The organism is Bacteroidales bacterium (assembly GCA_041671145.1).
Classification (GTDB): Bacteria; Bacteroidota; Bacteroidia; order Bacteroidales; family JAHJDW01; genus JAQUPB01.
The window spans coordinates 1-14,180 of the sequence record JBAZBZ010000037.1; the positions used below are offsets into that span (position 1 = coordinate 1).

At 30.3% G+C, this 14,180-nt stretch carries 16 protein-coding genes; all 16 read right to left on the reverse strand.

All coding sequences use genetic code 11. From position 1 onward, the window contains the following. Positions 1-17 precede the first annotated feature (17 nt). Complete coding sequence (locus tag WC223_10900) at positions 18-899, reverse strand: tyrosine-type recombinase/integrase (protein ID MFA6924745.1); 882 nt, start codon at positions 897-899, stop codon at positions 18-20. 88 nt (positions 900-987) lie between these two features. Next, on the reverse strand, positions 988-1,182 hold the full coding sequence (rpsU, locus tag WC223_10905; GenBank protein MFA6924746.1) for a 30S ribosomal protein S21: 195 nt from the start codon (positions 1,180-1,182) through the stop codon (positions 988-990). Positions 1,183-1,370: 188 nt separating this feature from the next. Continuing rightward, a complete protein-coding gene (locus tag WC223_10910; GenBank protein MFA6924747.1) occupies positions 1,371-1,904 on the reverse strand; it encodes a hypothetical protein in 534 nt (177 codons plus the stop codon). Positions 1,905-1,997: 93 nt separating this feature from the next. Continuing rightward, positions 1,998-2,963 (reverse strand): transketolase C-terminal domain-containing protein, encoded by a 966-nt coding sequence (locus WC223_10915; protein ID MFA6924748.1) that lies wholly within the window; start codon positions 2,961-2,963, stop codon positions 1,998-2,000. A 70-nt stretch (positions 2,964-3,033) separates the two neighbouring features. Further along, positions 3,034-3,861 (reverse strand): transketolase, encoded by an 828-nt coding sequence (locus tag WC223_10920; protein MFA6924749.1) that lies wholly within the window; start codon positions 3,859-3,861, stop codon positions 3,034-3,036. 3 nt (positions 3,862-3,864) lie between these two features. After that, positions 3,865-4,620, reverse strand: a complete 756-nt coding sequence (locus tag WC223_10925; GenBank protein ID MFA6924750.1) for a hypothetical protein — start codon at positions 4,618-4,620, stop codon at positions 3,865-3,867. A 184-nt stretch (positions 4,621-4,804) separates the two neighbouring features. Next, positions 4,805-5,968 (reverse strand): type II secretion system F family protein, encoded by a 1,164-nt coding sequence (locus WC223_10930; protein ID MFA6924751.1) that lies wholly within the window; start codon positions 5,966-5,968, stop codon positions 4,805-4,807. Between the two features lie 9 nt (positions 5,969-5,977). Further along, on the reverse strand, positions 5,978-6,457 hold the full coding sequence (locus tag WC223_10935) for a prepilin-type N-terminal cleavage/methylation domain-containing protein (GenBank protein ID MFA6924752.1): 480 nt from the start codon (positions 6,455-6,457) through the stop codon (positions 5,978-5,980). Continuing rightward, positions 6,458-6,805 (reverse strand): hypothetical protein, encoded by a 348-nt coding sequence (locus WC223_10940; GenBank protein ID MFA6924753.1) that lies wholly within the window; start codon positions 6,803-6,805, stop codon positions 6,458-6,460. Beyond that, positions 6,793-8,094 carry a hypothetical protein gene (locus WC223_10945; GenBank protein ID MFA6924754.1) on the reverse strand — a complete coding sequence of 434 codons (1,302 nt, stop codon included), beginning with the start codon at positions 8,092-8,094 and terminating at the stop codon, positions 6,793-6,795. Before WC223_10945 ends, WC223_10940 begins: the two co-directional genes overlap by 13 nt. A 7-nt stretch (positions 8,095-8,101) precedes the next feature. Continuing rightward, positions 8,102-9,043 (reverse strand): hypothetical protein, encoded by a 942-nt coding sequence (locus WC223_10950; GenBank protein MFA6924755.1) that lies wholly within the window; start codon positions 9,041-9,043, stop codon positions 8,102-8,104. 20 nt (positions 9,044-9,063) lie between these two features. Next, on the reverse strand, positions 9,064-9,537 hold the full coding sequence (locus WC223_10955; GenBank protein ID MFA6924756.1) for a hypothetical protein: 474 nt from the start codon (positions 9,535-9,537) through the stop codon (positions 9,064-9,066). 2 nt (positions 9,538-9,539) lie between these two features. Next, positions 9,540-10,499 carry a hypothetical protein gene (locus WC223_10960; protein ID MFA6924757.1) on the reverse strand — a complete coding sequence of 320 codons (960 nt, stop codon included), beginning with the start codon at positions 10,497-10,499 and terminating at the stop codon, positions 9,540-9,542. Beyond that, entirely contained in the window at positions 10,496-11,032 is a 537-nt protein-coding gene (locus tag WC223_10965) for a hypothetical protein (protein MFA6924758.1), read from the reverse strand. Before WC223_10965 ends, WC223_10960 begins: the two co-directional genes overlap by 4 nt. Positions 11,033-11,036: 4 nt before the next feature. After that, the gene (locus WC223_10970) at positions 11,037-12,254 is read right to left on the reverse strand and encodes a hypothetical protein (GenBank protein ID MFA6924759.1); all 1,218 of its coding nucleotides are present in this window, start codon (positions 12,252-12,254) and stop codon (positions 11,037-11,039) included. Then, entirely contained in the window at positions 12,255-14,174 is a 1,920-nt protein-coding gene (locus WC223_10975) for a hypothetical protein (GenBank protein ID MFA6924760.1), read from the reverse strand. Between the last annotated feature and the right edge of the window lie 6 nt (positions 14,175-14,180).

Genomic DNA, 14,180 nt, shown 5'->3' on the forward strand with positions numbered 1-14,180 from the left:
TTCTCCTTATAGTTTTATTATGCCCTTGGATGAGCTTGTTTATAAATATCTGCTAATTTTTCAATCGTATTATGAGTATAAACCTGAGTTGCCGACAAATTTGCGTGTCCGAGTAATTCTTTTATTGCGTTCAGGTTTGCCCCGTTATTCAATAAGTGTGTTGCAAAAGTATGTCTTAAAACATGCGGACTTTTTTTTGCAACAGTTGTAACCATACTAAGATAATAAATTACCAGCCGATATACAAATTTCTGATTGATTTTCTCACCGTTTTCTTTTACAAAAAAATAAGTATCTTCATTTTTTTGGTTAATTTTTTCTTTGAACTCATTATATTCTTTAAGCAAATTGCCATATCTATTTGTAAACGGAATTATTCTTTCTTTATTGCGTTTTCCGGTTACTTTTATTGTGTTGTTATAAAGGTCAATGTTTTTATCTTTCAGATTTATCAATTCCGACAAACGAATGCCTGTCATGTAAAATGTTTCTAAAATCAATCTGTTCCGAAGTCCCTTGAAATCGCTTCCGAAATCAATTTTATCGAAAAGCATTTTCATTTTTTCTTTTTCAACAAAAACAGGTAATTTTTTTGACATTTTAGGTGCAACAATTTTTTGCATCGGATTGACCTCAGTCACTCCCGCCTTTAATAAAAAACGAAAGTATGTTTTAAGAGTCGTTATTTTGCGGTTTGCCGAACGGGCAGTAAGTGAATTTTCTATTAATCCCACAATCCAGCTTCGTATAATATGATGGTTTATTTCAGTTATGTCGGTTATATTGTATTTTTCGGAAAGGAATAAACTGAATTGTTTTAAATCGGATTCATACGCAGTAACAGTGTGAGCCGAATATCTCTTTTCAAACTTTAAATATCTGATGAATTCTTCAACCATTTAAAAAAAAATTAGGAAGAACAAATTATAAAAATATAAAAGTACATTTATATAAAATACTCTTCCTGATTGCAAAAATTTTAAAAATTTAAGCTTCTTGTTCTTCCTGAAGTTTTTGAATATAAATTGCTTTCAGAATTTCCTGCCTTCTAAGAATAGATGGTTTTGTGAATTTTTGTCTTTCTCTCAATTCCTTGACAATTCCTGTTTTCTCAAATTTTCTTTTTAATTTCTTTAATGCCTTGTCAATGTTTTCACCTTCTTTAATAGGAACTATTATCATTTTATTTGATTTTGTTTTAAAAATTTAATTTTTTGAAGTTGCAAAATTACAAATAATATTTTAAATTTCAAATAAATATTTAAGGATTTTTTACCCCGCAGCTATTTCGGCAAAGCAGTCGTTGGTCATTTTAAAATTGACAGAGTGACTTTGAGTTACTCCGTCAGTATTACAGTATGTTGCATTCATTAGTAAACAATCCAGAAAATCGGCTTCGAGCCTCTTACGATTTTTTCAGTAGTTGTTGGGTCAATTACATAAGTATCAATAGCGGGAGCAATAGCTTTAATTCTCTTTTCTATATTATATGTTTTTTCATCATAATACCACTCTTCAACATACGCAATTTTAGTAATATCATCGGGATTTAGTTCTTTTTTTGAAACCGTTTTTATTTCTTTATCAGGATTAGTGGGGTCTTTTGATAAGATAGTATCGGTTAATGAATTTTCATCTTTAATTTGCTTTCCACTTAAAACCTTTCTGTTGGTATCGAAATCGCTGTAAACTTTAATTCTGTCATTAATTGCATCGTCAATAATTTTCTTTATAAAAAGCTTTATATTAACAGTATCCCCTTCATTTAAAACTGAAGATTTGTACTCAACAGTATAAACGAGTTTTTTAATCAGCTTTTTACTTTCGGTTTTTTTTGCTTTCATACATCCCATTCCACCGCATATTGCAGCTATAAGAAGCGTAACAAATAATTGTTTTTTCATTTGTGTAAGGTTTATAAAACAAAAATAATAATTTTATTATATATAAAAAATGAATATCCTGTATTTTATTAATGAAACAAAAGTGATTATTTTTTATTCTCTAAATTTTCTTTTCAAAACTTTTTTCACTGCGGAAATCATATATTTAGAAGTCATTCCGTATTTGCTCATTAATTCATAAGGTTGTCCCGATTCGCCGAAACAATTGGGCATACCGACAAATTCAATTGGCACAGGTATATTTTTAACAATTACTTCGGCTATTGCACTTCCCAAACCGCCTGTTATTTGGTGTTCTTCGGCGGTAACAATTGCTTTTGTTTCTCGGGCTGCTTTAAGAATTATTTCTTCATCGAGCGGCTTTATTGTATGTATGTTTATTACTCTTACAGAAATTCCGTCTTCTTCAAGTTTATATGCTGCCTGCAATGCTTCCCATGTCAAATGACCCGTTGCGATTATTGCAACATCATTGCCTTCTTTAAATAATTCGCCTTTACCGATTTTAAATTCAGCATTTTCATTAGTAAAGTTTGGCATTGCTTCGCGTCCGAAGCGGATATAAACAGGACCGTTTATTTTTTCTATTGCTGCAATTGTTGCAAGCTTTGTTTGATTTGCATCGCAGGGCGAGAGAACTGTCATATTCGAAAGAACTCTCATCATTGCTATATCCTCAAGTGCCTGATGTGTGGCGCCATCTGTACCCACAGATATTCCTGAATGAGCGCCTCCAATCAATACATGCAAATTATTATAGCATATCGAAACTCTGATTTGGTCGCCTGCTCTCAATGTAGCAAATGTGCTGTATGTCGAGAAGACAGGAATTTTACCATCAAGAGCCAAACCTGCTGCAACACCTGCACAGTTTTGTTCTGCTATTCCCAATGAAAAAAATCTTTCCGGAAATTTTTCCGCAAAAAAATTCATACCCACAGAAGTTGTAATGTCGGCACCTATACCAATTATATTAATATTTTTTTTGCCTGCCTCGGCAACCCCTTCGCCAAAACCTGTTTTAGTTGGCTTGTTTCCTTTGTTCTTGAATATCGTCATTAGGTCAATTGTTAATAATAAAAACGTTAATTGTTAATCGTAAAAAAAGCTAAATTCTAATTCCGAAATCCTAAATTTTTATAATCTCTCCGATAAACTTTATTGCTTCTTCTTTTGTTGGTGCTTTACCATGCCAGCGATAATCATCTTCAATGCTTTTAATTCCTTTGCCCATTTTTGTTTCGGCAATAATTACCGTTGGCTTTTCTTTTATTTTTTTTGCTTTCTCGAAAGTATTGAGCAATTCATCAATATTGTTACCATTGCATTTAAGTACGCTCCATCCAAAAGCTTTCCATTTATCGGCAAGCGGCTCTAGTTCCATTACACGGGAAGTTCTTCCATCTATCTGACAAAAATTTCTATCAACAACGGTAATTAAATTATTGAGTTTGTAATGAGCTGCACTCATTGCCGATTCCCAGATGGAACCTTCCTGTAATTCACCGTCGCCGGTTATACAATAAATACGATGTTCTTTTTTATCAATTTTTGCTGATAGTGCTAAACCAACGGCAACCGATAATCCCTGTCCAAGTGAGCCGGATGACAATTCTATTCCGGGCAAGCCCTTATCTCTGGCAGGATGTCCCTGCAGCCGCGAGTTGAGTTTTCTTAAAGTAAGTAATTCTTCTTTTGGGAAATAACCTGCATTTGCAAGTGTGGCATACAAAACAGGAGCAACATGTCCGATTGATAAAATTAATCTGTCGCGTTCTTCCCATTTCGGATTTTCGGGTTTATGATTTAAAACATTAAAATATAAAACAGCGAAAACATCTGCTAATCCTAAAGAGCCGCCGATATGTCCGGAACCGGCTTCTGCCAAACTTTTAACAATATCAATTCTTATTTCTGTTGCAATTTTTTTTATTTCGGGAGACGAGTTTATTTCCATTATTTATAAACCTAAGTAATCTCTATGATATCTCACGCTTCTGCCGGCTCTTTTCGGAGGGTAAAATATTTTATAACTTATCCCTAAATTGAAAATAAAATTCTGATAATCGTAATCAGTATTAAATGCTTTGTTTCCCATGGGTACCGAAATACCAATCTGAGCAAAGAACTTCAATTTATCAGTTCCAACTTTACCTGTTAAAACAGGCTCAAGATAATAAGATGCGGGATTTTTAAAATCACTATTAGACACACTAAATTTTAAAAAATTCACATAACACATACGTAATGAAAAACCACCTTCGAAAGTTTCTGTAACTAATCCTATTGATGGCTGAAGAAAAGCACGAAAATATTTCCCATCAACCATTGAAAGTTCAGCTCCACGAATATGAATATCTGTACTTCCAAACCCCAAACATGAATATGCATCAAACAACCATGATTTGTTAATTTTATTGTAATATCCTGCTCCACCTTCAAAGAAACGGTGGTCGTGATACCTTTGTTTAATTTTATATAAATGCCAGAAAGAAAAGTTTGCCATAGCCGCAAAATTATCTGCAAATGAATATGCTGCCTGTCCGTCAAGATTGCTTGTCCCATAACTAAATGCAGCTTGTCCTTGTTTTTTTTCAGTTAAAAAAGGAGCATTAATGGCATTAGGAATGTAAACCGACTTGCAAGAGTCCAGAAATAGAAAAATTAAAAGTAGAATTACAGAATAATAAAGTCCTGATATTTTTTTATTGAACATGATTTAAAACCGCATTAACTTTACAAACATATTTAAAATTTATTAATTTTTAAAATATTATCAGTTATATTATTATAAATATTCTTTTAAATTTATTTTTTAAAAAGGTATATGTTTTTTTATTTCCCCTTAATAGTACATTCGAACAAAAAAATAAGTAAAAGACACCTCTAAAGTTGAATTGTTAATTTGCGAATGAAGTGCTAAGTTGGAACATTGGCAAGTACATTGCAATTAAAATCATAGCAACAAAAGCACCCACGAAAATAATCATCAACGGTTCGAGAATACTGCTTATCATTGTGGTACTGTAATCAATTTCATTATTATATTGGTTTTTTAATCTTCCGAAAACCACGTCAAGTTGGTTTACTTCCTCTGCAACTTTTATGAGCGAAATAATTCTTCTGTCGTAAATTGGGAATTGCTTCATGCTTTCGTGCAATGGTTTTCCGTGCAGTATGTCGTTTTCAATTATTTCAAGCGAATGTTCGATAGGATAAAAACCAACCATTTTCTTTTGCAATTGAATGGCAGTTAAAATTGGAACTTTGGTGCTTGTGAGCAATTCCATAGAAAAACAAAATCGGGCAAGATAAATTTTGCGAACAATTTGCCCGAATAACGGTAACTTTAACATTATCCGCGATGATATATTTCTGTACATTGTTTTTTTTCGGACAGAATATAAAAAAGCAACTGCTCCAACAACAAATAATAATATCAACGAAAAGTAATGAGAAAAACCCGCTGAAATATTTATAACCATTTGTGTAATATATGGCAGTTCTTTATTATTAAATCGTTTGAAAACATCCTGAAACATCGGTACAATATAATTAAGCATAAAGACAACTGCTAATATTGCAACCATCATCACCAATGCCGGATAAGAAAATGCACCTACTAATTTTTTCTTCTGCTCAATTTTTCTGCTGTAATAATCGGATATATCTTTTAAAACCTCATTCAATCTTCCGCTTTCTTCACCGATTTTCACACTATATATTTCATAATCGGAAAATTTACCCGAAAGTTTTATTGCTTCGGAAAGTGATTTTCCTTCAATAACATTTTTTCTTATTTCATTAAAAATTAAAGCGTCATTCTTTTTTGTAAATTCATCGCAAATCAATTCAAGCGTGGTTTTTATATCAATTCCCGAAGACAACAAAATAAACATGTCGCTGTAGAAACCCTGTTTTTTCTTGTCGCTTAATTTATTGCCAAAAAGTTTTATGTCTTTTGTAAGTATTGTTTGCAATAAATTTTCTTTATCAGCATTGTTGTTATTGCCGGTATTAGAATCTTTTTTTAATTTAATATTATCAAGTTTAATATTTGCCATAAAATATATTTATTCTGTTTTCTCTTGTTCAATTAAAATATCTGATTCATATTTTTTGTAAAATACAAATCTTTGCACTTCGTCAAATACATTTGTTTTAAATTTTAATTCATCAACAATTCCATAATTATTCGGAATGTTTTGAAATGATTTTTCAACACTATCGGTGCTTATTTTTAAAGTATCTTTAGTTTCTCTGTAATCCCTTAAAATATAATCCTGTTTAAATTCATATCTGCAAGTCATGCCGTTTTTCATTTCAAAAATTAAATCTTTTCCGGCACTGTTTATTTTATGAGCATTTTCAAAATCGTTTTGTATCACATCTTCCATTTGGAACAACTCTTTTATGCTCTCATTTTTGGTTTTATAATTAATAAACTGAAAATTTATAATCTGATAAGCTGTATAGGCAATACTCACTACAAAAGCACTTATCGCCATCACGACAACAAGCTCAATAAATGTAAATGACTTTAATTTTTTCATTTATAAAATTATCAATTCTTTATGTTCTGCTAATTTACTCCCTTTTTTATCAAAAGCCTCAATTAATAATATTTGTAGTTCTTTATCTGTATTGTATTGCTTAATACTTTTATAAACATCCATATTTTCGTAATTCAATTTTTCATCGAAGTAACGATTATTTTTTTTGCAATCTGCCTCAACGCTTTTAATTGTTGTAAAGGCGTTCAGCTTAGAATAATAATTATCACTTCTGAAAACATTTATAATAATCTGCAATGCAATAGAAAATCCGAACATTATAATTACCATTGAAACCAACGTTTCTATTAATGTAGAAGATTTTATTTTTTTATTTAGTAAAGCCATTTTACAATTTTTCTTTTTCCGATAGTATTGAAAAATATTGCTCCAACATAATATTTTGACAATTTGCTTATGTCAATCGTTGCGTCAAGCAAATGATTTTCGTAATATGATGAAGGTGTTTTTAAAATAAATTTATTACAATAAACGGAACCATAAATTGTTCCTTTTTGTTCAATCATTCCGTTACTATAAACCTGTCCGTTTATTTTCACATCTTTTGAAATATAAACAAATGCATTATGATTGGATTGAATATTTTTTTTAAACTGATAAACTACACCATTAATTTTTGATTTTTCCATAATCCTGATAAACGGATTAAAGTCCTTGATATCCTCATTAACCAATAGCAAGGCAGAAGGATAATTTAAATTACATTCTTCTTCAACAACAATTGAATCGGATGCTAAAACCTGAAGCTTGCCTTCAAATCCTTTTTCGATTTTTACAAAAGGAGCGCATATAATTATATCATTGGCTTTGCAGTCGCGTGTTACGATTATACTATTATCAGAAATTGCTATTATATTTCCAATAAGATATTGTTGTAATGAAAATTTATTTTTCTGATATAAAATCAAAGTTCTTTCCGAAAATGAGTTTCTGATTGTATCGGGTAATTTTGCTTTCTCAAAATCAAAAATACTGTCCTTGCTATATTCTTTTCTTAAATTAGTTATTGATAAATCCTGTAAAATCTGATTCGGCAGCGGTATAACATTTGTACTTTTATTTATTTTGCCATCAACTAATTTATTTCCCGAAAAACTTTTTCCTTCAATATAAGCTCTTGCAGCTCCATCTTCGGGCAAATAGCATTTTCCTTTAATCAATGTATTTCCGCAAACATATAAAGGATTTTTGCTATTGGTGAGAAATAAAGCTATTTTTTCACTATCGGGAAGAATGCTTCCAACGAGTGCAATTTTCTGAATTTCGTTTTTCTTCCATTTTGCTGTAGAAATAAATACATCAAATATTCCCCATCTTTTTTTTAACAATTCAACACTGTCATCACTGTTTTCAAATAACGAATAATATTTTTTTTCATTATAGTTTGCAATGTCCGATTTACTTATAAGTATATTTATACCTGAATTGGCATTATAAATAAGTTTATCCTTTTTAATAATTGATTCAACATACATTCTGTTGTAGAAAGAAAGAAGTATAAGCGAACCGCATATTATAAGAATAAAAATCTGGATAAATACAGCGTATATTAATGTTGATGATTTGTATTTTTTATTATTAAAAATAGCTACAGAAGAAAAGATTGATAAATACATTCTTTGATTAATTGTTTTCCTTACTTTTTCGTATCTTATTTTTTGATTTTTCCTTGTCTTTTGAAGGTTTAAACCACCCTTTTATTTTCTGGAAAATATTTGTCTTTCCCTTTCCCTTATTATCACTGCTTACTTTGTTATCTTTAACAGGAACATTTTGCTTTTCCTGTTTCTCTTTTTTCTGAGAAATATTCGACTTGTTCTTTTCCTTTTCTTTATTACCACTACTTATTTTGTCATTTTTATCAGGTGCATTTTGTTTTTCTTTTTTCTTAAAAATATTCCAAGAACATTTATGAATTTTCTTATCTTGTTTTATGCTGTCAGTTTTACTTGAATCACACGCTTGTTTTTTATTTTTACAAAATATTTTCTTTAAAAAACATTTTTTCTCTTTTTTATTTTTCGGAGGAACTTCTTTTCCCTTTTTATATTTCACTTCCGAAGTTATCTTACCTGCATTATCATATTTCATACATTTCCCTTGTAATAGCCCGTTGCGATAATGTGCTTTAACAATAATAAAACCTTGAGCATTAAATTTTTTATTTACACAGTTTTGCAATCCCCTTTTCCAATATGTAATTTCACTGATTCTCCCATTATCATACCAATCAATCCATTTGCCGTGTTTTAGCCCTTTGTTAAATTTTCCCTTTTCTTTCAAGTTTCCATTATTATAATAAACTATATAATCACCATGCAAAACTTTTCCACCAACATCACCATGTGAAGTATGAATCCCATTATTGTAATACCAATAATATTGAAGGGTTTCGTTATTTTTTATTTTTGGATTATTTACATTCAGTATGCTTGCCTTTGTGTAATACTTGTCATTATTGATGGTTTGATTGATTGTTTTTTTAATTTTCGGTACTTTTTGTGCAAACACAATATTTGAAGATGCTGCCAAAAAGAGAATCATTATGTTTATATTCCTAATCATAAAAAATATTTTTAAAATCTTTACTTAACTATTTTTTTTGTTTCATTATTAAACTCTGCAATTATAGAGTCCTTATATATTTTTTTAATCCTGATATTATTAAATATTTCACCTTCACTCATTAATTTTCCGATACCATTAATGTTAACTATTATTACCGTTTTATTTGATGATTTATTTTTAATAATTCCACCATAAACTATTTTAGGCCAGTTTAAAAGTTTCTTTTCTTCAACTTTAGGAGGACTCTGTTTTTTTTGTATTTTACTTATAACTCTAACAGGAGCAATCTTGCCAAGAAAAGGGTCATTATAATCAGCAAGTAATTTGAATGTATCCGTGATATTTTGCGTTTCCTGATTATTTTTCAAATTGTGTGCAATATTTGTTGTGGAGTAATCTTCATTTTTATTATTGATGATTTTATATACAATCAACCCCCAAACAATTACTACTAATGGTATTAGAAAATATAATGATTTTTTATTTTTCATTCTTAATTAATTATAAATTTTCTGCTTGAACTAAAGTTGCTTTTATTTGAAGCACCATCAATTGACTTAACCCTCCAGAAATAATTTCCTGTTGATAATGTTGATGCGGAAACTAATAAGCTTGTTGTAGAAGTGTAATTTCCAGAAACCTTATTCACAAAAAGTGAATCGGAATAAATATAAACACTGTCTTTTATTGGCGAACCGGAGTCAGTTACTCTGTTCCATTGTAAAGTTATATCCAAACTATCAGCAAACGTATGGTTATTTGCAGGTAAAATAAGTGTTGGAGTTCCCGGTATAGTTTTATCTATAATTAATTTTCTTGTTGAATATTTTGAAAGAGAATTATCATTTTGTGCCTGTACCGCCCAATCATACCACCCTTCATTGTATGAAGAAATATCAAATGTATAATCACCCGTATATCTTATTGTAGAAAATATAGTAGTTCCCTGATACCTCAGTTCAAAAAGATATTTTGTTGCATTATATAATGTGTACCATGTAAATGGCCACGTCGGATAAGTTGTAGAATTTATTGCAAATGTATCTTTTGGTGAATTCAAAATAACCGTAACATTTGTTAAGTTCAATGTGCTGTCAATTATAATACTGTATGTAACATATTCAGTATTGCTATTGTTGTTAAATGCCTTCACTCTCCACTGATAGGCACCGGGTGTAAGATTATAATTACATTTTGTTCCTGTAACATTAGTGTCGAGAACAAATTTATTAACCTGAGCAAAAGTAGGTGTTGCTATCTGCAAATTATATTGCTCGGCACCTTTAACCTTTTCCCACATAAACGTTTGACCTGTATTGCTGGTGCTTGTGTTGTTTGACGGAGCAATCAATGTAATGCTCTTTTTTGCAAGATTAGGTTCGATAATATCTTCGCATGAAATAAAACTTATTGCAACAAATGCAATTGCTAAATAAACTATTAATTTTCTCATAATTTGTTTTTATTTATTTTTTGAATATATATTGTTGATTGCAATTTCTTATTGTTAGTGAGTAAATTCTGATTTATTGAAAATTTCACTGATGAAATTTTTCCGATTGATTTGTTCTTTTCCATTATATATACATAGTTCAAAAGCTTGCTAAACCCGCCTTCAAGTATAACAATATTTGATTCGAGATTATAACCGTTTTGCTCAGTAGAAACCGGCTGTAAAATTTCTTTTAAAACAATATTATTTTCTTTGCAATAAGAAGATGTTTTTTCAAGAATAAGCTGTCGTGTGTTTTTTGTTGACGAATCAGAAGTACCAATAATGCTTTCAAATTTTTTAAGTTCTGCCTCTAATTGTGAGATTTTTTGCGGAGCATTTTCAACTAACTCCATTTTTTTATTTGCATCTTTATATTCTGCATATACCAAAAATGTTTTCTTTACCGCCATATAATATGCAATAATAGCAAACAATGCAGCAAACAATAATAACAATTGCACTTTCTTTTGATATGTCAGATTATTTAACACTCTTTTAATTAATTTTAATTTCCAAATTAAATATTGCAGGAGAATTTGCACTTTCCTGATTGAAGCCGATTATGTTAACTTCTTCAATCCATTTGTACTTCTTGAGTATTTTAACCCAATCGTTCAAATAAGTTCCGCTTTGTGTATTTCCTGCAACCAATATTGTATTTCTAGAAAAATCAATTTCTTTATTTTTCTGCTGCTTTTCTTTCGATGGAAAAATATTAAGTTCTGTAAGTCGAATATTTTCGGGCATTTCACTAACCATTCTATCTGCATAAAATGAAATTTTCGAATCACTCAATAAACCGGCTTCCTCTAAAAATTTTCTTTTCTGTTTTAAATCATTATTCAAACTATCATGTTTTGCAAGCAAAAAATTATATTCAGAAACCCTTGATGACATGCTTTGCTGCTTTTTATTGAAATAGTCAAATAAAAAATAATTGAGCATTAAAACAGCAAAGAAAAATATTAAAATGCCCCAGCCCGCTGTTTTAAATACATTGGCATAATAGTGTTCTTTTTTGTTTGAATTAACAACCGGATTATCAACGAAAATATCTTTTTTGAAATTCAGCAAATATTCGAAACCGGCAGCAAATGCGGTTAATGATTTGGAAGAAATTACAGAATCGCCAATAACATATTCAGCTTCCTGTTCACAAGAAATTTCAAAATCATATATTACTCTGTTTTTTGTTTTTAATTTGAATCCATTGCAAAGAATAAAATCATTTTGATTTAATAATGGGAGAATATTGCTTATATAAAATGGTCCTATTTTAATATCAACTACAAACAATTTATTTTTTGATAATAATTCTACGAGATTGTCAATTATATTTTTCCTTGCTACCGAGAAAAGTATAATGTTTTCAGATACTTCAAACACTTCAGTGTAAAAATCATTAACTTGTGCATCAGGAAATATTTTCTGCAACAACTTTTCCTGAGCATCTGAATTTTGACCTGCTATTTTTCTGTTAATTATTCCTTTCCCGTTTACCACAAGACAAACAGGAGTATTAGGTTTCAGGATTTTTATAAGTTCATCAATGGAAGTAATACCTGTTTTAGTATTTTCAAAGCTAATGGAGTTTTTTGTTTTCTTTAATGTAAGAAAATTAAATTCCCAGTTAGATTCGGAAACATAAATTGCCTCAACAGCAACGAGCTCTTTAGGATTGAAAAGGTTAATATTTTTTAAAATATTTTTCAATTAATATATAACAGTTGACTTTATAAAAATGTTAAGTTTGCTTTTTGCTCTTTTTGCTGTGCGGGAAGAGAAAAGCCATTTAAGAACAGGTATTCTGCTCAATAAAGGAACTCCGGAACCTGTATTATTGTTATCGGTTTCTTCTAATCCTCCAAGTAAAATCATTTCGCCGTTTCTAATACGAATCAACGAACTGAAATCACGTGATACCTGTCCGGGTGGTGCCTGCGGTGAAATTCTTCCCGAAAAAGTTGATTGATTAACTTTAATATCCAACGTTACCTGGTCGTCGCCAGATACTGTCGGATTTATTGTTACAGCTAAATCAGCTCTGGTTGGTTTGTATTGTTGTGTAATAATATTTTGTGGATTTTGAGAACCTATAACATTGTTTGAAGTTTCCAGATAATATTCTGTTGTACCAATACTCAATTTTGCTTCATGTCCATTTAGTGTTGAGAGTTTAGGTGTTGACCTTATTTTAATTAAACTCTGGTCTTCCATTGCTTGTATTGAAGCATAAAACTGAGGTGTTACATGTCCCAAATTAACTATTCCATAACCATTAAAGCTATTAATTAAATTATTTATTGATTCTGAGTTTAAACTTAAATTCAAACTCGGAAATAAATCTCCGCTTGTTTTTACATCACTTTTCCCAATTCCTGCTTTTATTCCTGTTGTAACTGTATGGCTTGTTTTAGAATCAACCACCATCACTTCAATCAGAATTATCGGCACAACCTTATCTATATCTCTTACGAAATTTTCTATTTCGGAAATAAGAGGCGATGAACCGGAAGCAACCAAACTATTCAAATCGGGAAATTCTTTTAACTCAACATTCTTCTTTATATCTGCCGGAATTGCTGTCATTACGTCTTTCAGCGGTCTGTTCTGAAGCTGAATAACTTTTATTCTTCGCAATCCTTCAAGCTGCCTGTCACCAATAAGATAAATAGAACTGTCTTTTTTGAAAGTGTAATCAGTACCTCTGAATAAATATTTTAATAAATCATCAAAAGAAATATCAGTAAGGTTTAAGCTTACATTGCCTTTTAGCTCTGAAAATAAAAAATAATTTATTTTGAGTTTTTCGGAAACCTCTTTGACTAAATTGGATATTGGAACATTTTGTGCATTAATTGAAATTTTATCTTTGTTTTCTGCTTTATAATCAAAATCCGCATCACCCGCAGCTTCTTTTTTTCCTTTGCCCTGCTGCCCCTTTTCATCAATCGGTTTTGCATCTTTCTTTTCAATAAGATAAAAATTATCGTTTGTTTTTGTTACTTTTAAATCGTTTGATAATGCCAGCTTATCAAGTGCATTGTCGAAAGGTACTTGAAGAATATAGCCATTAAGAAGTTTATCTTTAATATCAGGCGAAAAAATAATATTCTTACCTGAAACCTTTATTATTTCCTTGATTACAATATTCAAACTATCTTGTTTCAAATCCAATGAAAGCGAATTATCATCTTGTTTGTATGTAACATTAATCTTTTTCGGCGTGTATAGTGGTGCCGGTGCTGTCGGCGGAACGTATTTGCTGACAGAAATAATATTTCCTATGAAAGTTATATCCAAATCGTATTTCTTGCATATAAACAATAATACATCAGTTACTGTAACATTAGTGAAATTATTTACAATGTTAATATTAAGATTAGGGTCAATGCTTATGTTAACATTGCTGTTTTGTGCAATACCTCTGACAAATTCCTGTATAGTGGTGCCATTCACAGATATATCGACTTTTTGTTCAAGCCCTGGTACTTCAACAACCATTGATTTCAGATTGTTTTCAATATTCATTATCCTGTCCTGTGCATATACACTTTTAATGTTTGCAAAGCATATTACAACAACAGCTATCATGAGATATTTTGTAACTTTTAGTTTTACCGATAATTTCATTTATTT